Source organism: Paraburkholderia domus (assembly GCF_905220705.1).
Classification (GTDB): Bacteria; Pseudomonadota; Gammaproteobacteria; order Burkholderiales; family Burkholderiaceae; genus Paraburkholderia; species Paraburkholderia domus.
Map to the genome: position 1 here is coordinate 105,258 of NZ_CAJNAT010000013.1, position 22,649 is coordinate 127,906.

Consider the following 22,649-nt stretch of genomic DNA (forward strand, 5'->3'; position numbering starts at 1 on the left):
TCCTCGCAGAGGGTTGGGATCGAGAGGTTCAGGCAAGTTTAGCCGCGATCGCCTGGCCGACTTCGGTGGTGTTCGCCTTGCCGCCGAGGTCGCCGGTATGCGGACCTTCGATCAGCGTCGCTTCGATCGCGGCGAGAATCGCGTCGTGCGCCTCGCGTTCCGTTCCTTCGTGATTGCCGAGGAAGTCGAGCATCATGGCGGCCGACCAGATCATCGCGATCGGATTGGCGATGTTTTTGCCGGCGATGTCGGGCGCCGAGCCGTGCACCGGCTCGAACAGCGACGGAAACTTGCGGTCCGGGTTCAGATTGCCCGATGGCGCGAGGCCGATCGTGCCCGTGCAGGCAGGACCGAGATCGGAGAGGATGTCGCCGAACAGATTGGTCGCGACCACCACGTCGAAGCGATCCGGGTTCAACACGAAGCGCGCGCAGAGAATGTCGATGTGCTGCTTGTCCCACGTCACATCTGGATACTGCGCCGCGATGCCCGCCGCGCATTTGTCCCACCACGGCATGCTGATCGCGATGCCGTTGCTCTTCGTCGCCACGGTGATCTTCTTGCGTTCGCGCCGTTGCGCGAGATCGAACGCGAACTTCAGCACGCGTTCGCTGCCGTGCCGCGTGAACACGGATTCCTGCAGCACGAACTCACGCTCGGTGCCTTCGAACATCACGCCGCCCACCGACGAATATTCGCCCTCGGTGTTCTCGCGCACGATCCAGAAATCAATGTCGCCCGCCTTGCGGCCCGCGAGCGGCGACGGCACACCGGCGAACAGCCGGGCAGGGCGCAGGTTGATGTACTGATCGAATTCACGCCGGAACTTCAGCAGCGAGCCCCACAGCGAGATATGGTCGGGCACCGTGTCGGGCCAGCCGACCGCGCCGAACAGAATCGCGTCGGCGGATTGCAGTTGGGCTTTCCAGTCGTCCGGCATCATCTTGCCGTGTTTGGCGTAGTAATCGCAGCTGGCCCATTCGATGTGCTGATACTCCAGTTCGATGCCGAAGCGCTTCTTTACCGTGTCCAGCACGCGAATGGCTTCCGGCATCACTTCGACACCGATACCGTCGCCGGGTATGACCGCAATCCGATATTTCTTCGACATGTTTCTGCTCCTCCGTTGGGGCGTTCGATGTTTCGATAGCGCTTATTTTATTCCTGCCATTTAAGCTTAAAATGCTCGCTTTAGTTAAGTCACTATGCACGATTCGTGTACAAACTGATGTGCAATTAAGCGACCTATGAATGCCATCCCCTCACCCGATCTCGGCGATTTGCGCGTGTTTTGCGAAGTGGCGCGCAAATCGAGTTTCAGCGCGGCGGCCGAGTCGCTGTCGGTGTCCGCGGCGTACGTCAGCAAACGCATCAATGTGCTCGAGACTACGCTCGGTACGCGTTTATTGCATCGCTCCACGCGACGCGTCGCGATTACGGAAGCCGGTGAGCGCGTCTACACCTGGGCCGAAAAAATTCTCGACGACGTCGACCAACTGGTGGAAGACGTCTCCACCACGCGCCGCATTCCCGGCGGCAAGCTGCGCATTTCCAGCAGCTTCGGCTTTGGCCGCCGTTTCGTCGCGCCCGCGTTGGCCAGGTTTTCAGAGCGATACCCGCAACTGAGCGTGCGCCTCGATCTGTTCGACCGTCTCGTCGACGTAGGCGGCGAAGGCTTCGACCTCGATGTCCGGATCGGCGACGAGATCGCACCGCATCTGATTGCCAAACGGCTCGCGTCGAATCATCGCGTGCTGTGTGCGTCGCCCGGCTATCTCGCCCGGCACGGCACGCCGCGGCAAGTCGCCGATCTGTCGTCGCATGCGTGCCTCGCGATCAAGGAGCGCGACCATCCATTCGGTCTGTGGCGTTTGACGGTGCGCGGCGTTGCGGAGTCGATCAAGGTCACGGGGCCGTTGTCGACCAATCACGGTGAAGTGGCGGTGCAATGGGCCTTGGCGGGACGCGGCATCGTGCTGCGGTCGATGTGGGATGTGCGGCCGCTGCTCGACAGCGGCCAGTTGCAGCAGGTTCTGCCGGATGTCACGCAACCGGCGAACCTGTGGGCGGTGTACCCGGCGCGGCTCGCGCAGTCGGCGAAGGTGCGGGTGTGCGTCGACTTTCTGAGCGAGGAATTCGCCGAGTGGAGTCCGCCGGCTGATGCACCGGCGACTCCAAAGACCTAATTGTGATTTTGCGAGAACAACGTTTCGAGCGGATAGTGACTCTTCACGAACGGCGACTTGATGATCACGTAGCTGAAGTACTTCTCGATGCCAATATCACGTTCCAGCAGTCCCTCGACGATGCTCTGATAATGGCTCACGCTACGCGTGACGAACTTCAGCAAATAGTCATAGCCGCCGCTCGCCAGATGGCACTCGACAATCTCGTCGACATCCTTGATCGCATTCACGAACTTGATGAAGTCTTCCCGCCGATGATCGGCGAGCGTGACTTCGGTGAACACGATCTGCACGTCGCCGAGCTTTTCGAGCTGGATCTGCGCACCGTAGCCGATGATGTAGCCGGCTTTCTCCAGACGCTTGACGCGAATCAGGCAAGGACTGGGCGAAAGGCCGACCGCGTCGGCAAGCTCGACGTTGGTTATGCGGCCTTTCTTCTGCAACTGTGAAAGTATGCGCAGGTCAATCCGGTCCAGCTTGCAGTCGCTGCTCATCGTAACGTTATCGCTCCGGCGATGGGTGAAGGAGGCTCGAAGGGTTCTCTACTCTAGCACGCGGTGGCATGAATTTTGACCTTCAGCGCGGCCCGAACATCGGCTTGTCCGAGAACGTCGTCGAGGGTTTTTTCGAGGCGCTCGAACATCAGATCGAACTCCGCCTCCGTGTATGACAGCGCCGGCGCAAAACCAAGAATATTGTCGCCGAACGCGCGGAAAATCAGGCGGTTTTCATAAGCCGCAGCAGCGATCCGTTCGGACAGTTTCAGCGATGGATCGAAACCTGCCTTGCTGTCTTTGTCCGATACCAGTTCAAGCGCGCCGAGCAGGCCACGATGGCGTGAGTCGCCCACTAGCGGATGCGCGAGCAGCGCGTCGAGGCCGCGGGCGAAACGCGGGCCACGGGCCACGCCGTTCGCAAGCAGGCCGCCTTCGTGATACAGGCGCAGTACTTCGAGACCGATCGCCGCGCTGACCGGATGCGCCGAATACGTATGGCCGTGGCCGACGACTGCTTCGGCGTCGCCATCGGCAATGCCTTGATAGATTTCGTCTGACATCAGCACGGCGCCCATCGGTGCATAGCCGGCGGTCAAGCCCTTTGCCACCGTCATCAGATCCGGTTCGACGTTTTCGCCCTGACACGCGAACAGCGGACCCGTGCGCCCGAAGCCGGTGATGACTTCATCGGCGACGAACAGAATGCCGAGCTTACGGCAACTTTCGCGCATCGCTTTCAACCAGCCGACCGGCGGTACGATCACACCGCCCGAACCCTGAATCGGTTCGCAGAAGAAGGCCGCGACGTTGTCCGCACCGAGTTCGGCCACCTTTGTTTCGAGCGCGGTCACCGAGGCGGCGATCAACGCGGCGTCGTCGGCGAAATCATTGCGATATGCATACGGCGACGGCAGATGATGCTGGTTCGGCAGCGGCAGATCGAAATTGCGGTGAAACGCGGGCAAGGCAGTGAGGCCCGCGCCCATCGTCGACGAACCGTGGTAGCCGCGTTGCAGCGCGATGATGTGTTTCTTCGACGGCCGCCCGGTCGCGTTGAAATAGTGCGTGATGAAACGGATGGCCGAATCGACTGCATCGGAACCACCGAGCGTGAAATACACATGGTGCAGCGAAGCGGGCGACACCTCGACCAGCTTTTGCGCCAGTTCGATCGCGGGCGCCGAGCCGAAATGGAAATAGCCGGTCGCGTAGGGCAGCTTTTTCATCTGCTCGGTGGCGACCTCGACAATGCTTTGCTGGCCGTAGCCGACATTGACGCACCACAGACCGGAGAAGGCGTCGAGTAGTTCGTTGCCGGCCGCGTCGCGCAGGAACGCGCCGCTGGCGGACTCGAGGACGGTGACGCCGCGGGCCTCGTGCGCGCGGTAGTTGATGACCGGGTGAATCAGATGTTTGCGGTCGGCTTCGATGAGCGAATGGATCGGCATGATGGGTTCTCGTCGCGGGAAAGGGCTGTTGACCGTTCCATACTACTGACCCAGGGCGATCGCCTGCTCACCTAAACAATTGCCTGAAAAGCGCGTCCGACGCGTTTTGATGCATGGCCTTAGCATTTTCTGCTGCGGACGCTGAAAAGCCCTGGCGGATCGCCGTTTCAGCGAGCGCCGCGTTCAATATCCCTGGGCGCGGTCAATCTGACCGAGCATCGGCAGGCCTTTGCGATGGCGGCGCAGATTCTCGAGCACCACGTCGACGGCGCTCTCGGGCCGCGTCGCGCTGGCGATATGGGGCGTGATGCGCACACGTGGATGCGTCCACAACGGATGACCGGCGGGCAGCGGCTCAGGGTCGGTGACGTCGAGAATGGCGTTGTGCAACTGGCCGCTGTCCAGTGCCGCCAGCAGGTCATGCTGATTCAGATGCGGACCGCGCCCCGTTTGAATCAGCGACGCACCGAGCGGCAACTTCGCGAACAACTCGGCATCGAGCAGGCCGCGTGTGGCGGGTGTGAGTGGCAACAGGCAGATCAGGATGTCGGTGCGGGCGAGAAACTCATCCAAGGCGCCTTCGCCTGCATAGCAATCGACGCCCTCGATCTCACGCGGCGAACGGCTCCAGCCCGCGCAGGCGAAGCCGAATAATCGCAGCTTCTCCAGCACCGCGGTGCCCAGCACGCCGAGCCCCAGCACGCCGATGCGGCGAGCGCTGGCCGGCTTGAGCGGCAGTTCACGCCAGACCTGCTGTTGTTGCTGAAGTCCATAGTCGAACAGATCGCGATGAATGGTCAGCACGGCTTGCGTGACGTATTCGACCATGCCTTCAACGATGCCCGGTTCGATCATCCTCACCACCGGCACATGAGCCGGCACGCCTGACAGATCGAACTGGTCGATGCCCGCACCGACGGAGAACACGACTTCGAGGTTAGGGAAGGTACGCGTGGGATCTTCCGGCGGTTGCCAGGCGGCAAGGTAGCGGACCGCAGCCGGGTCGCCGAGATCGGGCCAGATGTGGAACGGCAGGTCGGGTGCTTTCTGCGCGAAGAGTTTCGCCCATTGCGCGCCGCGCGCCGGGTCGGCTTTATAAAGGAAGGCCATGGTGGATCAGAAGATCGCCTGGTTGATGATGCCGTATTGCAGATAGGGCTCGTTCTTGCCCGCCGCGCTGCTGGCGTTCGCGAGATCCGCCGGCGTGGCATGCCGAACCATTTTGACTACTGTATCCACGCGCGGCAGCCCCAGTTGGGTCAGCCATTCGGTCAGTCCGCTCTCGCCTGGCGTGTCGATACGCACGAACACGCCTTCGTTAAGTGCCAGCCAGTGGCTGATCAACGCCTTGGCGCGGCGTGAGTCCTCCGACGCGGGCGCGACGACCGGCCCAATCGCAAAGCCGCGCCCGAAGCGGCGAAACAGCGCGAAGCCGATCAGCTCGCCATCGCGATCGAGCGCGATGGCATCAGCGGCGCTCAAGAGTGCGGGCAAGACTTCGCTGCGGTCCAGGCCGCTTGCCCGCGATGCCAGTTCGACCAGCCGGGCCGTATCGCTCGAACCGAGCGGGCGCAGGCGTTCCCCTGGCGGCAATGAAACGAGGGGCGGCTGGAATGCCGCGCCCTGATGCTGGTCGAGCGTGCCGACCGCCTGAAAGCCGAGCTTTTCATACAAAGGCTGACCGGCGGTCGTGGCGTGCAGAAACGTAACCCGGCCGCCGAGTTCTTCCAGCACCAGTTCCATCAGCTTTCTGCCGATGCCGCGCCCTTGCTGCTCGGGGGAGACGATCACCATCCCGAGCGAGGCCCGGTCGGCGCCGTATTTCCAGCACAACGCCGTGCCGATCACACCGCTCGCATCTTCCGCGACGAAACCCACACCCAGAAGCGCCACGAATCGCCAGTCGTCCGCACGATGCGGCCATTTGAGTTCGACTGTCAGCGCATGCGCGGCGGCGATGTCGTCGTGGGTGAAACGTCTAGTGGTAATCGAATCGGACACGCCGTACTCCCAGGATGGCTGAAGGCTTACGCCGTCACTTTGTCATCCGGTGCGCGGTGTGACTAGGACGATCTTTTTATCCGGGCCGTTCGAAAGGGCCGTATCGCAAATCGATGCAAAACGCTCAGTTTGACCGCTCATTACAGGCGCGTTCTGCTGCGCGGGGATTTTTGTCGGCGACATATGCCACGCCCGCGGCTCTACGATTTTGTCATGGCGGCGGCGTTGTCAAAACGCACCGCTCGGGACTAACAGCCAGTCACACAGGAAACTTTTCTCATGGACAGCTTCAATCCGGACGACGTCGCGATTCGCAGCGGGCATTTCATCGGCGGTGAGTATGTGGACAGCGACGTGCGTAGCGGCGGGCGCCGCATCGAGGTGGCGCGCCCTTCGGACGGCGTGATCTACGCCTCCGTACCGCTCGCCGACGCCGAAATGGTGGACCGCGCGGTGGAGAACGCGTGGCAGGCTTTCAGAACGAGTGGCTGGGCGCGCATGGCCCCGCGTGAGCGCGCCAAAATCCTGCGTTGTTTCGCCGAGCTGATCGAAGCCGATGCGCCGTTTTTAGGCCGGCTGGAGGCGCTCGGCTCGACCCGTCCGATTGCTCAGGCAATTGGCTGGGACGTGCCGTTCACTGCCGAGGGCATCCGTTTCTATGCGGAGTTTGCCGACAAGGTCGGTGGCGACGTGGCGGCGACCGATCATGACCATCTCGGCATGACGATCGCCGAACCGTATGGCGTGATTGGCGCAATCGCGCCATGGAATTTCCCCCTCGTGATGGCGTCGTGGAAGATTGCCCCAGCGCTGGCTGCGGGTAACGCGGTGGTGCTGAAGCCGTCCGAGATGACGCCGTTCTCGGTGTTGCGACTCGCCGAACTGGCCGTGCAGGCGGGCGTGCCGGCCGGCATCTTCAACGTGGTCCAAGGCGACGGCCGTGTCACCGGCGAAGAACTGGTGCGTCATCCGAAGATCAGCAAGGTCACCTTCACGGGCTCCACGCGCACGGGGGCCGCGATCATGGCCGCTTGTGCCAATAGCGGCACCAAGCCGGTTACGCTGGAACTGGGCGGCAAGAGCCCGCAAATCGTGTTTGCCGACGCCCCGCGTCTCGACGATGTGGCGCGCCGGATCGCCGGCTCCATCACCGGTAACGCGGGCCAGGTATGCGTGGCCGGCTCGCGCCTGCTGGTCGAGCGAAGCTTGGCGGAGCCGCTGGCCGAGCGCATCGGCAAGATCTTCGCCGAGGTGAAACCCGGCGCGACATGGGCCGTCGGCACCACCTTGTCGCCGATCATCTCCGTGCCACAGGCAGCGCGCATCGAAGGGATCGTCGGGCGCACGCTGGAGGCGGGCGCGACGCTGCGCTATGGCGGTGTGCGGGCTGACGGCGGGGCCGTTGGTGCGTCGGGTGGCGCGTTCTATGCGCCGACGCTGCTCACGGACGTCACCGCCCACTCTGAAGCCGTGCGCGAAGAAGTCTTCGGCCCCGTGCTGACGTTGCAAACCTTCGATACCGAAGAAGAAGCGCTCGCGCTCGCGCAGCATCCCGACTATGGCCTCGCTGCCGGCGTGCATACCGCTGACTTGGGCCGCGCGCTGCGCTTCGTGCGCGGCCTCGAAGCGGGGACGGTCTGGGTCAACCGCTACGGCCGCACCTCCGACTTCATGATCCCCACCGGCGGCTTCAAGCGTTCCGGCATCGGCAAGGACCTCGGCCGCCAGGCCTACGAGGCAAACCTGCGTTTCAAGAGTGTGTTGATCGACCTGCGGCCTTGATTCCCGCAACACCAATACGGACGGGGCTTCCAGCCCGTCCACCGCAGACTGTGCTGCGTAACGGCCTCAAAACGCATGGTTTGTGTCATCAGCAGCGCCCGAATCAGGAACATCTATGTTTTTGCGCTGATTAAATCTTTAACAGGAATGAGCTTTTCTGTCGACCGGAGTTAGTGCTTCAGCACTTACTCCGGTCCCATGCAACGCTGTTTTCGCCACTGAACCCAATATGGGTTCACCATCACGATAGGACTGCACCATGATCGAATTCGAACCGAAATACATCACCTTCGACTGTTACGGCACGCTCACGAAGTTCCGCATGGCCGACACGACCCGCGAAATGTTCGGTCACGTGCTGCAAGGCGACGACATGGAGAAGCTCATCGCGTTTTACGCCGGCTATCGTCGCGACGAAGTGCTCGGTGCATGGAAGCCGTATCGTGACGTGGTCGTCAACGCGTTGCGCCGCGCCTGCAAGCGCATGAATGTCGAGTTCAACGAAATGGAAGCCGAGAAGATCTACACGGCGGTGCCGACCTGGGGTCCGCATCCGGACGTGCCGGAAGGCCTCTCGCGTCTGGCGAAGAAGTACAAGCTGGTGATTCTGTCGAACGCGTCGAACAACCAGATCCAGAGCAACGTCGACAAGCTCGGCGCGCCGTTCCACGCGGTCTTTACCGCCGAGCAGGCACAGTCGTACAAGCCGCGCATGCAAGGCTTCGAATACATGTTCGACCAGCTGAACTGCAATCCGGAAGACGTGCTGCACGTGTCGTCGAGCCTGCGTTACGACCTGATGACCGCACACGACCTGGGCATCAAGCACAAGGCTTTCGTCAACCGCGGCCATGAACCGTCGACGCCGTACTACCAGTACTACGAAGTCAACGACATCCCGCATCTGGCCGCGGAACTCGGTCTGTAAGCGTCGTTTGCCCCATTGCCCATCTCAAGGACAGACCGGATGAAGCTCGATTCCTATTGGCTCGACACCGCACCGCCGCTCGTTTCGGCGTGTGAAGGTCCGGTCGAAGGCCAGGCCGATGTCGTCGTGATCGGCGGCGGCTTCACCGGGCTGTCGGCGGCGCAGGCGTTGGGCAAGCGTGGCGCCGCGGTGACGGTGCTCGACGCGGGGCGCATCGGTGGCGGTGCGTCCGGGCGCAATGGTGGGCAGGTCAATACCGGCGTCGCGCAGGACTTCGTCGCGCTGGTCGCGCAAATGGGTGTGGAGCGGGCCAGTGCCTGCTACCGCGCGTTTTCGGATGCGGTCGATACGGTCGAGCGTCTGATTCGCGAGGAAAACATCGACTGCAATTACATTGCGACCGGCAAGCTGAAGCTGGCGTCGAAACCGCATCACTTTGCGCACCTGGAGAAGACCGCGGAGTTGATCCGGCGTGAAGTCGATACGGATATCGAATTAATCGGACGTGAGCGTATCCGCAGCGAAATCCAGTCGGACAGTTTTTACGGCGGACTGCTGCAACGGCACGGCGGCCAGATGCATATGGGCAAGTTCACGGTCGGACTCGCCGAGGCCGCGGTCCGTCGCGGCGCGAAGCTATATGAAAACGCGGCGGTCACCGCGATCGCGAAGGATGGCAGCGGCTTCAAGGTCACCACGGCGCGCGGCGAAGTGCGCGCGAAGCAGGTGCTGATTGCCACCGGCCCGTCGCGGCATGGGCCGTTCGGCTGGTATCGGCGGCGTCTCGCGCCGGTGGGTTCGTTCATCGTCGTGACGGAACCGCTGTCGCCGGAGCTGCTGGCGCAGGTGTTTCCGAATCGGCGCGCCTATACCACCACGCGGCTGATGCACAACTACTTCCGCGTGACGCCCGATTCACGTTTGCTGTTCGGTGGCCGCGCGCGCTTCACGGCGTCCGAGCGGCCCTCCGATGCGAAGAGCGGACGGATTCTGCAAGAGGGGCTCGCCGCGATGTTTCCGATGTTGGCGAAAGCACGCATCGACTATTGCTGGGGCGGCCTCGTGGACATGACCGCCGATCGTCTGCCGCATGCCGGACAACACGACGGGATTTACTTCTCACTGGGTTACAGCGGCCACGGCACGCAGATGTCGACGCACATGGGCCAGGTGATGGCCGACGTGATGGACGGCCACGAAGAGCGCAATCCGTGGCGCGAGTCCGAGTGGCCGGCGATTCCCGGCCACACCGGCAAACCCTGGTTCCTGCCGCTGGTGGGGACGTACTACCGCATCAAAGACATTTTCTACTGACGCTTCATTGTTGTATTGGCCATTAAAAACCACGCAGCTATCCCTGTCACCCTCGCGGAGAAGTTCGATGAATAAGGAAAACTCGCAATATGGCGCTCTTCAACTCGGCACCGAGTTGGAGCGATTGACGTCAAAAGGCGCGTCGCGTCGCGGCGTGCTGCGCGCGATGGCCGCGGCCGGCATGATGTCGGTAACAGGCGCCGGCTTGTTGACCGCGAGCGGTGCGGCATTGGCTCAAGCCAAGCCGAAGCAGGGCGGCAAGATCCGGGTGGCGACGCAGTCCGCCTCGGCCTCCGACACGCTCGATCCCGCGAAGGGCGCGCTCGGCACGGACTATGTCCGCGGCTTTATGTTCTACAACTGCCTGACCGAACTCGATTCGCATCTCGGCGCGAAGATGGCGCTCGCCACCTCGCTCGATACGAAGGATGCGACGGTGTGGGTCGCCAAGCTGCGCACCGGTGTGCAGTTCCACGACGGAAAGCCGCTCACGCCGGCGGACGTCGTGTACTCGATCATGCGCCACAAGGATCCGGCGACGGCATCGAAAGCGAAGACGCTTGCCGATCAGATCAAGGACGTGAAAGCGACGGGCCCGAACGAGGTAACGATTACGCTCGAAGGTCCGAACGCCGATCTGCCGGTGATTCTTGCCACCTCGCATTTCCAGATCATCAAGGACGGCACCAAGGATTTCAAAACGGCGGTTGGCACCGGCCCGTTCAAGGTCAAGGAATTCTCGCCGGGCGTGCGTACGGTCGGCGTGAAAAACACGAATTACTGGAAGCCAGGCCTGCCGCATCTCGACGAAGTCGAATTGATCGGCATTGGCGATGAATCCGCGCGGGTGAACGCACTGCTCTCGGGCGATGTGCAACTGATCAATTCGGTGAGCCCGCGTTCGACCGCCCAGATCAAGGGCGCAGGTGGTTTCGCTGTGCTGGAGACGAAGACGGGCGAGTACACCGACCTGATCGTTCGCGACGAAGGCGGCATTACCGCTAACGACGATTTTCGGCGAGGCATGATGTACCTGCAGGATCGCGAGCAGATGCGCCGGGCGATCTTCCAGGGTTACGGCGCGATCGGCAACGACCAGCCCATCGATCCGACCAACAAGTACTACCTGGCCGGTTTGCCGCAGCGCGCCTTCGATCCGGACAAGGCGAAGTTCCATTTCCAGAAGGCCAAGGTAGGCAGCGCGCCGATCCAGATTTTCGCGTCGCCGGCGGCGGAAGGCTCGGTTGAAATGGCGATGTTCCTTCAGCAGGTGGCGCCGCAAGCCGGTCTGAATCTTCAGGTGTCGCGCGTGCCGGCCGACGGCTACTGGTCGAATCACTGGATGAAGCATCCGCTGGGTTTCGGCAATGTCAATGCGCGTCCGAGTGCCGACGTGATCTTCACCCAGTTCTTCAAGTCGGACGCACCGTGGAACGAAGCGAACTGGAAGAGCCCGAAGTTCGATCAGATGCTGCTTGCGGCACGCGGCGAACCGGACGATGCGAAGCGTAAGAAGATTTACGGCGACATGCAGGTGCTGGTGCATGAAACGGGCGGCGTCGGCATTCCGATGTTCCAGAGCTCGATCGATGCCTACACGTCGAAGCTCAAGGGCCTCGGCTCGATTCCGCTGGCCGGCCTGATGGGTTTCATGTTCGCGGAAAACGTCTGGCTCGAAGCGTGAGCAACTGACGCGCAGTAACGAAGGGTTTCCAGTCTGGCGAACTGGAAAGTCGGACCCGGCAACACGCACGCCGCTGATCGAGTGGCGTGCGGCTTTAACGGCAACTACGTTGCATGGGATCGGAGTAAGCGCTAAAGCGCCAACTCCGATCGACAGAGGAGACTTTCGATGAAAGCACACGCGCAACGACTCATTGCCGCGCGCCTTGGCCTCGCGCTGCTTACGCTGCTGCTGGTCTCGGCAGTCGTGTTCGCCATCACCGGGCTGCTTCCCGGCGATGCGGCTCAACAAGCGCTCGGCCAGGCGGCAACCCCGGAAGCCGTCGCGGCATTGCGGCATCAGTTCGGTCTCGACCAACCGGCGCTGCAACGCTACTTCGAGTGGCTCATTCATATTGTCAGCGGCAACTTCGGCACCTCGTTGTCGAACAATCTGCCGGTCAGCGAGCTGATCGCCACGCGCCTGCCGAATTCGCTGGTGCTGGCCGGTCTGACGGCGCTGGTCTCGGTGCCCGTGGCCTTGCTGATCGGTATTTCGTCGGCGATGTTCCGCGGCTCGCTGCTCGACCGGACGCTCAACGTGCTCACGCTGTCGACGGTCGCCGTGCCGGAGTTCCTGATCGCCACCATCGCGGTGCTGATCTTCGCCGTCAAGCTGCGCTGGCTGCCCGCGCTGTCGTATCTCTCGGAGGTGCATTCGTTCGGCGCGCTGCTGCGCATCTACGCGATGCCGGTGATGACGCTGTGCTGCGTGATCGTCGCGCAGATGGCGCGCATGACGCGCGCCGCGGTGCTCGACCAGCTCAATTCGTCGTACGTTGAAATGGCGGTGCTCAAGGGCGCGTCGCCCGCGCGCGTGGTGTTGCGGCATGTGTTGCCCAACACCATCGGGCCGATTGCCAATGCGGTGGCGTTGAGCCTGTCGTATCTGTTCGGCGGCGTGGTGATCGTGGAGTCGATCTTCAACTATCCCGGCCTCGCGAGCCTGATGGTCGACGCCGTCACCAACCGCGACATGCCGCTCGTGCAGGGCTGCGTGATGGTGTTCTGCGCGGCGTATCTCGCGTTGGTGCTGATCGCCGACCTGTGTCAAATCGTATCCAACCCGAGGCTGCGTCGATGATGAGCCAACCTACCAATCCCCACGTTCCTCATGTGCCCCATGCCAGCACCGAGCTGTACGACCTGGGCGTCGATGAACCCGTCATCGAGACGCCAGTCGTCGAAACTGCCGCGCTGAAACAGGGCGTGTTGAAACGGCTGGTGCAGCGCTTCTCCGTGCTCGGCCTGATCGGCCTCGTGCTGGTGACGTTCTGGCTGATCGTCGCGTTCATCGGGCCGCTGGTTGCACCGTATAACGGCGGCACGCTGACATCGACGGAGATTTTCGGCAGCTATAGCACGGCGTATCCGCTCGGCACCGACTATCTCGGCCGCGATATGTTGAGCCGGATTCTCTACGGCGCGCGCTATACGGTGGGCCTCGCGCTGGCTGCCGCGGTGCTCGCCAGTTTGATCGGCACGTTCTTCGGTTTGCTCGCCGCGGTGTCCACGCGCTGGGTCGATGAAATCCTGAGCCGTCTGTTCGACGCGCTGATTTCGATTCCGAGCAAGGTGCTCGCGCTGGTTGTGATCGCGGCGTTCGGTTCGTCGATCACGATGCTGACGACCGTCGCCGCGTTGGCCTATATCCCCGGTGCATTCCGCATTTCGCGCTCGCTTGCTGTGAACCTGATGGGTCTCGAATACGTGCAGGTAGCCAGGGCGCGCGGCGAAGGCATCTTCTATATCGCACGCGTCGAAGTGCTGCCGAACATGATTCATCCGATGCTCGCCGATTTCGGTTTGCGCTTCGTGTTCATTGTGCTGCTGCTGAGCGGGTTGAGTTTTCTCGGTCTTGGTGTGCAGCCGCCGAACGCCGATTGGGGTTCGCTCGTGCGCGAGAACATCGGCGGTTTGTCGGAGGGTGCGCCTGCCGTTCTGATGCCGGCGGTCGCGATCGCGACGCTGACCATCGGCATGAATCTGCTGATCGACAACCTGCGGCGTCGTGGCCGTAGCCATGGAGGTGCATGATGGCTGATCGGGACATGATTGAAGTGAAGGGCCTGCGGGTGGTCGCGGGTGCGGCTCCGGGGCCGGTGACCGAGATCGTCAAGGGCGTCGACTTTTCGGTGAAGAAGGGCGAGGTGCTGGCGCTGATCGGCGAGTCCGGGTCGGGCAAGACGACTATCGCGCTGGCATTGCTCGGTTATGCGCGGGCGGGTTGTTCGATTAGCGGCGGCTCGATCCGTATCGGCGACGAAGATGTGCTGTCGCTCGATGCCAAAGGCCGTCGTGCGTTACGGTCGCGGACTGTAGCTTATGTGGCGCAGAGTGCGGCGGCGGGTTTCAATCCGGCACGTACGATCATGGATCAGGTCACCGAACCGGCGTTGCTGCATCACTTGATGACGAAAGACGCAGCGCGCACGAAAGCGATCAGCCTGTTCCGCGCGCTTGCGCTGCCCGCGCCGGAGACGATCGGCGACCGGTATCCGCATCAGGTGTCCGGCGGTCAGTTGCAGCGCCTGATGGCCGCGATGGCGTTGATCACCGATCCCGCTGTCGTCGTGTTCGACGAACCCACCACTGCGCTCGATGTCACCACGCAGATCGAAGTGCTCGCGGCCTTCAAGAAAGTGATTCGCGAACTCGGCACGACCGCCGTGTATGTGTCGCACGACCTGGCTGTGGTCGCGCAGATGGCGGACCGCATCGTCGTGCTGAACGGCGGCGCGGTGAAGGAGAATGGGGCGGTCGCGCAAGTGCTCGATGCGCCTGTGGATGCCTATACGCGTCAACTGCTCGCTGCCACGCGCCGCCCGGAAATGGAGCTGGAGCCGCAGCAGCAGGTCGGCAATCACATCCCGCCACTGCTCGAAATTCGCGGACTCGCGGCAGGCTATGGACGGATCGACCGCTTCGGCGCACCGGCTGTGCGCGTGCTCGACGACGTCAGCCTGTCGATTCCTCGCGGCAGCACGCTCGGGGTGATCGGCGAATCCGGCTCCGGCAAGACGACGCTCGCGCGTGTGGTGGCCGGTCTGGTCGACCGCGCGCGCGGCGAAGTGCTGTTCGACGGCAAGCCGTTGCCCGCACAACTGTCGCGCCGCACGCCGGAGCAGTACCGGCAGATTCAAATCGTGTTCCAGAATGCCGACACCGCGCTGAACCCGAGCCATTCGATCGCCGATATCCTGGGCCGTCCGCTGGCGTTTTATCACCATCTGCGCGGCTCGGCCGCTAAGAAACGCATGCTGGAACTGCTCGATCTGGTGAAGCTGCCGGCTTCGATCGCTACGCGTACGCCGGCCGGACTCTCCGGCGGCCAGAAGCAGCGTGTGAATCTGGCGCGCGCGCTTGCCGCCGATCCCGCGTTGATCCTTTGCGACGAAGTGACTTCCGCGCTCGATACGGTGGTTGGCGCGGCGATCCTCGATCTGCTGGCCGAATTGCGCCGTGAATTGGGTGTGTCGTACATGTTCATTAGCCACGACATCTCGACCGTGCGCGCGATCTGCGACGAAGTGATCGTGCTGTACGCGGGGCATCGTGTGGAAGCCGGACAGCGCGACGTGCTCGCCGCGCCGCCGTATCACCCCTACACGGGCTTGCTGGTCGATTCGGTGCCCGCTTTGAAGCCCGGCTGGCTCGATGCCCGCCGCGAGATTGGTTGTGCCGCGTTGCCGCCGATGGGCGAGAGCGCCAATATTCCCGAGCTGTGCTCGTTCCGTGCACGCTGCCCGGTACGCATCGACGGGATGTGCAATATGACGCCGCCGGCCATGAAGAAGCTGCCTTCGGGCGCTGAGATTCTTTGCCATCATCCAGCGGCGGAATTGAATCGCTTGCAGACCGAAGAGGTGACCCCGGTATGAACGGACGATTTGTGCGACTCGCGGAGACGGGCCGCAAGACCTTCCCGATTACGGTGGACGGCGTCGTGCGCGAGGCAGCCGAGGGCGACACGTTGATGGTCGCTTTGCTGACCGGCGTGGACACGTTGCGCGATTCCGAATTCGGCGATGGCCGCCGCGCCGGTTTCTGCCTGATGGGCGCGTGCCAGGATTGCTGGGTCTGGACGGCGCAAGGCGAACGCATGCGGGCGTGCAGTACGCCCGCGGCGCCCGGCATGTCGATCGTGACGAAGCTGGCCGAAGCCGAGGAGGGTATATGGCCCCGCGTGTAGTGATCATCGGCACCGGGCCGGCGGGCGTGCGCGCTGCGCAGGCGCTGGTCGAAGCCGGGTTGCGGCCGACGGTCGTCGACGAAGGGCGGCGTGACGGCGGCCAGATCTATCGGCGGCAGCCGGAGGGTTTTTCACGCAGCTATGAGACCTTGTACGGCACCGAGGCCGAGCGTGCTGCTTCGCTGCATCAGCGCTTCGATGCGCTGAAGGGCAAGATCGATTATCTGCCGGAGACGCTGGTCTGGAATATCTCGCCGAACACCGTGCATCTGGCGAGCGGCACGCGCTACCAGACGCTGACGTTCGATTCGCTTATTGTTTGCAGCGGCGCGACCGATCGGCTGATGCCGGTCAAGGGCTGGCACCAGGCGGGCACCTATAGCCTCGGCGGCGCGCAGGTTGCGCTGAAATCGCAGGGCTGCGCGATCGGCTCGCGCATCGTGATGATGGGCAGCGGTCCGTTGCTGTATCTCGTGGCGGCGCAATACGTGAAGGCGGGTGCGCAGGTGGCCGCGGTGCTCGATACGTCGACATTCATGCAGCGTGTGGCCGCGCTGCCTCGTTTGCTGGCGATTCCTGCCGCGCTCAAAAAGGGCATTGCGTTGACGCGTGTGCTTGCGAAGGCGCGCGTGCCGGTTCATCGTGGCGTGCAGCCTCTGGAAATCAAAGGCTCGCCGCAGCAAGGCGTGAGCGGCGTCGTGGTTGCATTGCCTGGCGGCGAGCTACTCGAACTCGCGTGCGATGCCGTCGCGCTCGGCTATCACCTGCGTCCCGAGACGCAACTTGCGGACCTCGCGGGGTGCCGCTTCCTGTTCGACGACAACGCGCAGCAGTGGCTTCCGCAAATCGACGACGACGGCCGTAGCAGCGTCAAGGGCGTTTATCTGGCGGGCGATGGTGCAAGAGTTCGCGGTGCGGACGCAGCCGAACGTTCGGGCCGGCTCGCTGCACTGGCGGCATTGCACGATCACGGCATGCAGGTTGAAGGCGTCGAAGGCTTGCGTGCCGAACTCGCGCGTTTCACGCGTTTCGCAGCGGGCCTGCGCGAAGCCTTTCCATGGCCCGCGAAATTCGCCGCGTCCCTGCCGGATGAAACGATCGTCTGCCGCTGTGAAGCCATTACAGCCGGCGAACTGCGCCGCGTCGTGCAGGCGACCGGCGCCCAGGAAGCCAATCGCGCGAAGGCGTTTTCGCGCGTCGGCATGGGCCGCTGCCAGGGGCGTTACTGTGGCCACGCAGGCGCAGAGATCATCGCGGCGGCGGCCTCGGTGCCCTTGTCCTCGGTGGGACGGCTGCGTGGTCAGGCGCCCGTCAAACCGCTGCCGGTGGCGCTTGCCGAAGAGGTGAGCGAATGAGCGCGACGACTGCAAACGAAGCCGATGTCATCGTAATCGGCGGCGGCATCATGGGAACGACGACCACCTTCTTCCTGCGTCAGCGCAAGCGCTCGGTGATTCTGCTCGAACGTGGACTCACGGGGCAGCAGGCGAGCGGCGTGAACTTCGGCGGCATTCGCCGGCAGGGACGCGCGTTGCCGCAACTGGAGATGGCGAACCGCGCACTGCGGACATGGCAACGCTCGAAGGAGCTGCTCGGCGAAGACATCGAGTTTCTGGCGTCGGGCCACACGCGCGTGTGCTATCACCAGAAGGACGTGGAGAATTTCGATCAGTATGCGATCGATGCCCGCGCTTATGGTCTCGATCTCAACGTGCTGCACGGCGATGCCGTGTTTCAACGCTTTCCGTTTCTCGGGCGCGAGGTGCTGGCGGCGTCGATTTCACCACTCGACGGTCACGCTAATCCGCGTCTCGCCGCGCCCGCGTTTGGCCGTGCGGCTGCGCGACTCGGCGCCCAGGTGGTCGAGAACACGGAGATCGTGCGGGTCGAAAAGGACGGTGAGCGGTTTCGCGTGGAGAGCGCAGGTGGCGACGTGTATTGGGCGGCGCAACTCGTGATCTGCGCGGGCGCCTGGGCGAGCCGTCTGACCGAACAGTTCGGCGAACCCGTTCCGTTGGTCGCTAGCGGACCGCAGATGGCCGTGACCGAGCCGGTGCCGTATGTGTTCAAGTCGTCGATGGGGGTGTTCACCTCGATCAAGGAAGAGAGCATCTATTTCCGCCAGATTCCGCGCGGCAATATCATTGTCGGCGGCGGTCCAGGTGGGCCGGCGGATGCGGTGACGTGCCGCGCGTCGGTCCTGCCGAGCAACACCGTGCGCCAAGTCGCGCAGTTGCGGCGGCTCGTGCCCGCGATGGCGCCGCTGCATGTGATTCGCGTGTGGAGCGGCGTGGAAAGCTATCTGCCCGACGGTGAACCGGTGATCGGGCCGAGCAGCAAGGTCGACGGTCTTTACTACGCGTTCGGCTTCTGCGGCTCGGGTTTCCAGATCGGTCCGGGCGTTGGCGAAACGCTGGCCGAACTCGTCGATACGGGCAGCACGGCCATTCCCCTCGATGTGTTTTCCGTCTCCCGGTTCGCGCAGCAAGCCGCGCCCCGCTCGACCATCGCGACATCATGAAACAGTCCATCAGCCTCAATGCCGCCCGGGCGTTTATCGAAGCCCATTTCGACGAACCGGTGACGCTCGCGCAACTCGCCGCGCTGTCCGCGCTCAGCGTGTCGCGCTTCGCGACGGTGTTTCGTCAGCAGTACGGTTCATCGCCCTATCGTTATCTGTGCGGGCTGCGGATTCAACGGGCGCAGACCTTGTTGCTCGAAGGTGTGCCGGGATCGGTCGTCGCGACCGAGGTCGGATTCTTCGATCAGAGCCATTTCGGACGGCATTTCAAACGATGCTGCGGAATGACGCCCAGCATGTTCATCGAGCGCGCCGGCGCGAATGCGGCGATGCATGGTGGCGTGGTTCAGGCTACTGCGTCGCGCTCAGCTTCCGCCATAAGGTCGTCTTGCTGATGCCCAAGGCCTGGCAAACCGCATCGCGATCGCCGTCGCATGCGGCGAGGGCGGTGCGGATTTCGTCTGCTTCCACGTGACGGCTGCGTTCGCGTAACGTTAGCGCTGTTTTCTTGGTGCGCGCCTGGGGCTGCGCGAAGATTTCCGGTGCGACTGTGCGTAGTACGTCGCCCGTAAAGACGGTTTCTGCTGCGCCGTTTGCGTCGGTGTCCGTGTCTGCGAGTTCAACCGCAATCCGTTCGATCACATTCTGTAGTTCACGCACGTTGCCTGGCCACGTGTAACGCTTTAGCGGTTCGCTGAGATTTGCGAGGACGCGCCTCGCCGCATCCGCATCGGGCAGGCGAGTCGCCAGTCTCGGCTCACGCGACGCGGCCTGCAGCAGCAGTTCGACCGCGAGCGGCAGCAGATCGGTGGGCCGCTCGCGTAGCGGCGGCAGCGCGATGCTCAGAATGTTGAGCCGGTAGTAAAGATCCGCGCGGAAGCTGCCCGCCTCGATGCCCTCGGTCAACGCGCGATGCGTCGCCGCGACGACCCGGATGTCCACCCGCGTCGGTTCCGTCGAGCCGAGCCGCACGACTTCGCGCTCCTGCAGCACGCGCAATAGCCGGCTTTGCAACGACAACGGCATTTCGGCGATCTCATCGAGAAACAGCGTGCCGCGGTGTGCTACTTCGATCAGCCCCGCCTTGCCGCCTTTGCGCGCGCCCGTGAACGCGCCTTCCTCATAGCCGAACAACTCGCTTTCGAGCAACGCCTCAGGAAACGCGCCGCAATTGATGGCGACGAACGCGAAATCGCGCCGCGCGCTCAACTGATGCATGCTCTGCGCAACCATCTCCTTGCCGGTGCCGCTTTCGCCGAGAATCAGCACGGTGGCATCTGATTTGGCGTAGCGCTGCACGAGCGCGCGGACCCGTTCGATCGAATCGGCTGCGCCGACGATATCGCCGAGCCGGTAACGCGCGCTGAACTGCTGCACGCGCTGCCGGGAGCGCAAGGTGCGGTCGAGCCGTTCGACCGCGCGCGATTCCTGAAACGTCAGCACGGTGCCTGGTGCGGAGGTGCTGCTCGCCAGCGGCCCGCGATGCACGACATAGCTCGCGCCCCGCACCGTGCAGAAGGCGTCGCCGTCCGAGTCCGGCAAGCTGCCTGCGAGATCGGGCGCGAGGTCGAGCAATGCGCGGCCCACTGCCTGCGCCGCGTCGATGCCCAGCACGTCGGCAAGCCGCTGATTCATCGCTTCGACGCGCCCTTGCGCGTCGAGCGCCACCACGCCGTCGCGCAGATGCTGCAGCAGATTGTCGAGCCGCTGACGGCGAACTGTTTCGCGGCGGGTGGCCTGCGCGACTTCGAGTGCGGTGTCGAACGCGGCGCGTACCGATGCGCGTGAGTACAGAAACACCGCGCCCATGCCGGCGTTCGCCGCGAGATCGGCGATGAGCCCCGGGCCGACCACGGCGCCGATGCCGCGATCGCGCAGATCGAGAACGACACTCTCCGCATCCTGCGCCGATTGATACGACGCAAATGTCACATCGATGTCGTACGCAGCGATGAAGCGCCGCACTTCGTCCGGCGTGTCGCCGTGCGTGACGAGTGCGACCTTCGCGCCGTCGCGCCGCGCTCGCGCGAGCGCGTGCATGACGTCGAAACCAGTCGGGCCGATCAGCACGACCGGTACGCTGACGCGTGTTTTCAGATACGCACCGTTGGAGCCGCCAGCAATCACGACATCCGGACGCCCGGCGCCGACCGCATCGATTTCATGCACGGCGTCTTCGAAGCCATGCGAGACGATGCGCAGATCGGCGCGTTCGACGTACTCACCGGCAATGTCGAAGAACAGATCGCGCAGTCGGCTGATGCTGACGGCCCAGATGCGGGGGCGCTGCGCGGGGTCGAAGGGGGGCGTGCTCACTGCGGGCGGCTCGTTGTCGGTGGAGTAGGGCGGGAACGATGAGAAGCCCGCCTATTATGCACCCGTAGTTTTCGGATTTGAAATCCGCGATTTCACTTATGAAATCAACCGGCGATGCGTCCCCGAGGTGATTTCTTGTTAAATCAGTCACTTAGCGGCTTGCGACCAGCATGGCCCGATCTTTGCGTTATAAGCCTCCGTTTTCACCGGTCACCGCATTGAAACCCTGAAAGACAAGCTCGGCGCGCTAATTGCCGCACGAACGCAACCCCGCAGTTGGAGACGAAATTATGAGTGAAGCCGATAACAGCACGCCGAACGCAGGCGCCTTTAAACCGAAGAAATCCGTCGCGCTGTCCGGCGTGACGGCTGGCAACACCGCGCTGTGCACGGTCGGCAAGACCGGTAACGATTTGCACTATCGCGGCTATGACATCCTCGACATCGCCGGTGCATGCGAATTCGAAGAGATCGCCTATCTGCTGGTCCACGAAAAGCTGCCGACGCAGGCTGAACTGACCGCCTACAAGACCAAGCTCAAAGCGTTGCGCGGTTTGCCCGCGAATGTGAAAGCCGCGCTGGAGTGCGTTCCGGCTGCCGCTCACCCGATGGATGTGATGCGCACCGGCGTGTCGGTGCTCGGCACCGTGTCGCCGGAGAAGGACGACCACAACGTGCCGGGCGCACGCGACATCGCCGACAAGCTGATGGCCTCGCTCGGTTCGATGCTGCTGTACTGGTACCACTACTCGCACAACGGCAAGCGCATCGAAGTCGAAACCGATGACGACTCGATCGGCGGCCACTTCCTGCATCTGCTGCACGGCGTGAAGCCGTCGAAGGCATGGGTCGACGCGATGCATGTATCGCTGAACCTGTACGCCGAACACGAATTCAACGCTTCGACCTTTACCGGCCGCGTGATCGCGGGCACGGGATCGGACATCTACTCAGCGATTACAGGTGCAATCGGTGCGCTGCGCGGCCCGAAACACGGCGGCGCCAACGAAGTCGCGTTCGAGATCCAGTCGCGCTATCAGACGCCTGATGAGGCCGAAGCCGACATCCGCCGTCGCGTCGAGAACAAGGAAGTGGTGATCGGTTTCGGTCACCCGGTGTACACGATTTCCGATCCGCGCAACAGCGTCATCAAGGACGTCGCGAAGAAGCTCTCGAAGGAAGCGGGCAACACGAAGCTGTTCAATATCGCCGAACGTCTGGAATCGGTGATGGCTGACGCGAAGAAGATGTTCCCGAATCTCGACTGGTTCAGCGCGGTGTCGTATCACATGATGGGCGTGCCGACGGCGATGTTCACGCCGCTGTTCGTGATCGCCCGCACGGCTGGCTGGAGCGCGCACATTATCGAGCAGCGGATCGACAACAAGATCATCCGTCCGAGCGCGAATTACACCGGCCCGGACGATCTGCCGTTCGTGCCGCTCGCCAAGCGCGTCTAAGAGCAAAGCCGCAGCGTTTCTCCTCCATTGCGTCTCGTGAGAGCGGCGTGATGAAGTTAGGCCTTGGCTCGTTGGAACCCCGAGCCAAGGCTGTTTTTTTGCAGCGCATTTTACTGTGCGCCGCGCAGTGCGTTGTGCGGCGCATCAACGAAACACATTGCAAGCCGGCGCGCCCCAGCGAGCTAAACTACACAGACTGTCCGATCGACACGCAAGGGTCGCACCGCTTGAAAGAGGGGCAGCGGATCGTGAAGCATAGCTGCCGCCATTGTCCCCAGATCA

19 protein-coding genes are annotated in these 22,649 nt (G+C 63.0%); 13 read left to right on the forward strand and 6 right to left on the reverse strand.

Features of this window, described 5'->3' with window-relative positions; genetic code table 11:
* Positions 1-28: 28 nt before the first annotated feature.
* Positions 29-1,111 (reverse strand): tartrate dehydrogenase, encoded by a 1,083-nt coding sequence (locus KHO31_RS21950; RefSeq protein ID WP_201073748.1) that lies wholly within the window; start codon positions 1,109-1,111, stop codon positions 29-31.
* 136 nt (positions 1,112-1,247) lie between these two features.
* Between KHO31_RS21950 and KHO31_RS21955 the strand changes: the two genes are divergently transcribed.
* A complete protein-coding gene (locus KHO31_RS21955) occupies positions 1,248-2,186 on the forward strand; it encodes a LysR substrate-binding domain-containing protein (protein ID WP_201073747.1) in 939 nt (312 codons plus the stop codon).
* Here KHO31_RS21955 and KHO31_RS21960 read toward each other — a convergent pair.
* From KHO31_RS21960 to KHO31_RS21975, 4 genes are all read right to left on the reverse strand, one after another.
* Positions 2,183-2,680, reverse strand: a complete 498-nt coding sequence (locus KHO31_RS21960; protein ID WP_064265480.1) for an Lrp/AsnC family transcriptional regulator — start codon at positions 2,678-2,680, stop codon at positions 2,183-2,185. The genes KHO31_RS21955 and KHO31_RS21960 overlap by 4 nt on opposite strands.
* Before the next feature lie 53 nt (positions 2,681-2,733).
* Positions 2,734-4,131: an aspartate aminotransferase family protein gene (locus KHO31_RS21965; RefSeq protein ID WP_211624171.1), complete on the reverse strand. Its 1,398-nt coding sequence runs from the start codon at positions 4,129-4,131 to the stop codon at positions 2,734-2,736.
* 183 nt (positions 4,132-4,314) lie between these two features.
* A complete protein-coding gene (locus tag KHO31_RS21970) occupies positions 4,315-5,241 on the reverse strand; it encodes a 2-hydroxyacid dehydrogenase (protein ID WP_201085265.1) in 927 nt (308 codons plus the stop codon).
* 6 nt (positions 5,242-5,247) lie between these two features.
* Positions 5,248-6,132: a GNAT family N-acetyltransferase gene (locus KHO31_RS21975; protein WP_201085266.1), complete on the reverse strand. Its 885-nt coding sequence runs from the start codon at positions 6,130-6,132 to the stop codon at positions 5,248-5,250.
* Between the two features lie 279 nt (positions 6,133-6,411).
* On the opposite strand from KHO31_RS21975, the gene KHO31_RS21980 reads away from it, so the two are divergent.
* From KHO31_RS21980 to KHO31_RS22030, 11 genes are all read left to right on the forward strand, one after another.
* Complete coding sequence (locus tag KHO31_RS21980; protein ID WP_201073742.1) at positions 6,412-7,914, forward strand: aldehyde dehydrogenase family protein; 1,503 nt, start codon at positions 6,412-6,414, stop codon at positions 7,912-7,914.
* A gap of 259 nt (positions 7,915-8,173) precedes the next feature.
* Positions 8,174-8,842 carry a haloacid dehalogenase type II gene (locus KHO31_RS21985; RefSeq protein ID WP_201073741.1) on the forward strand — a complete coding sequence of 223 codons (669 nt, stop codon included), beginning with the start codon at positions 8,174-8,176 and terminating at the stop codon, positions 8,840-8,842.
* 39 nt (positions 8,843-8,881) lie between these two features.
* Positions 8,882-10,156 (forward strand): NAD(P)/FAD-dependent oxidoreductase, encoded by a 1,275-nt coding sequence (locus KHO31_RS21990; protein WP_201073740.1) that lies wholly within the window; start codon positions 8,882-8,884, stop codon positions 10,154-10,156.
* Positions 10,157-10,223: 67 nt separating this feature from the next.
* Entirely contained in the window at positions 10,224-11,840 is a 1,617-nt protein-coding gene (locus KHO31_RS21995) for an ABC transporter substrate-binding protein (RefSeq protein WP_201073739.1), read from the forward strand.
* 168 nt (positions 11,841-12,008) lie between these two features.
* The gene (locus KHO31_RS22000) at positions 12,009-12,962 is read left to right on the forward strand and encodes an ABC transporter permease (RefSeq protein ID WP_097394290.1); all 954 of its coding nucleotides are present in this window, start codon (positions 12,009-12,011) and stop codon (positions 12,960-12,962) included.
* Positions 12,959-13,915, forward strand: coding sequence for an ABC transporter permease (locus KHO31_RS22005; protein WP_201073738.1), 957 nt, complete (start codon positions 12,959-12,961; stop codon positions 13,913-13,915). Before KHO31_RS22000 ends, KHO31_RS22005 begins: the two co-directional genes overlap by 4 nt.
* Positions 13,915-15,759, forward strand: coding sequence for an ABC transporter ATP-binding protein (locus KHO31_RS22010; RefSeq protein ID WP_201073737.1), 1,845 nt, complete (start codon positions 13,915-13,917; stop codon positions 15,757-15,759). Before KHO31_RS22005 ends, KHO31_RS22010 begins: the two co-directional genes overlap by 1 nt.
* Positions 15,756-16,070: a (2Fe-2S)-binding protein gene (locus tag KHO31_RS22015; RefSeq protein ID WP_201073736.1), complete on the forward strand. Its 315-nt coding sequence runs from the start codon at positions 15,756-15,758 to the stop codon at positions 16,068-16,070. Before KHO31_RS22010 ends, KHO31_RS22015 begins: the two co-directional genes overlap by 4 nt.
* Complete coding sequence (locus KHO31_RS22020) at positions 16,055-17,425, forward strand: FAD/NAD(P)-dependent oxidoreductase (protein WP_201073734.1); 1,371 nt, start codon at positions 16,055-16,057, stop codon at positions 17,423-17,425. Before KHO31_RS22015 ends, KHO31_RS22020 begins: the two co-directional genes overlap by 16 nt.
* Positions 17,422-18,591, forward strand: coding sequence for an NAD(P)/FAD-dependent oxidoreductase (locus KHO31_RS22025; RefSeq protein ID WP_201073732.1), 1,170 nt, complete (start codon positions 17,422-17,424; stop codon positions 18,589-18,591). Before KHO31_RS22020 ends, KHO31_RS22025 begins: the two co-directional genes overlap by 4 nt.
* A complete protein-coding gene (locus KHO31_RS22030; protein ID WP_201073731.1) occupies positions 18,588-18,986 on the forward strand; it encodes a helix-turn-helix domain-containing protein in 399 nt (132 codons plus the stop codon). Before KHO31_RS22025 ends, KHO31_RS22030 begins: the two co-directional genes overlap by 4 nt.
* On the opposite strand, the gene prpR is transcribed toward KHO31_RS22030, so the two are convergent.
* Complete coding sequence (gene prpR, locus KHO31_RS22035; RefSeq protein ID WP_201073730.1) at positions 18,943-20,907, reverse strand: propionate catabolism operon regulatory protein PrpR; 1,965 nt, start codon at positions 20,905-20,907, stop codon at positions 18,943-18,945. The genes KHO31_RS22030 and prpR overlap by 44 nt on opposite strands.
* A 290-nt stretch (positions 20,908-21,197) precedes the next feature.
* On the opposite strand from prpR, the gene prpC reads away from it, so the two are divergent.
* Complete coding sequence (gene prpC, locus KHO31_RS22040; protein ID WP_201073729.1) at positions 21,198-22,367, forward strand: bifunctional 2-methylcitrate synthase/citrate synthase; 1,170 nt, start codon at positions 21,198-21,200, stop codon at positions 22,365-22,367.
* The last annotated feature ends 282 nt before the right edge of the window (positions 22,368-22,649 follow it).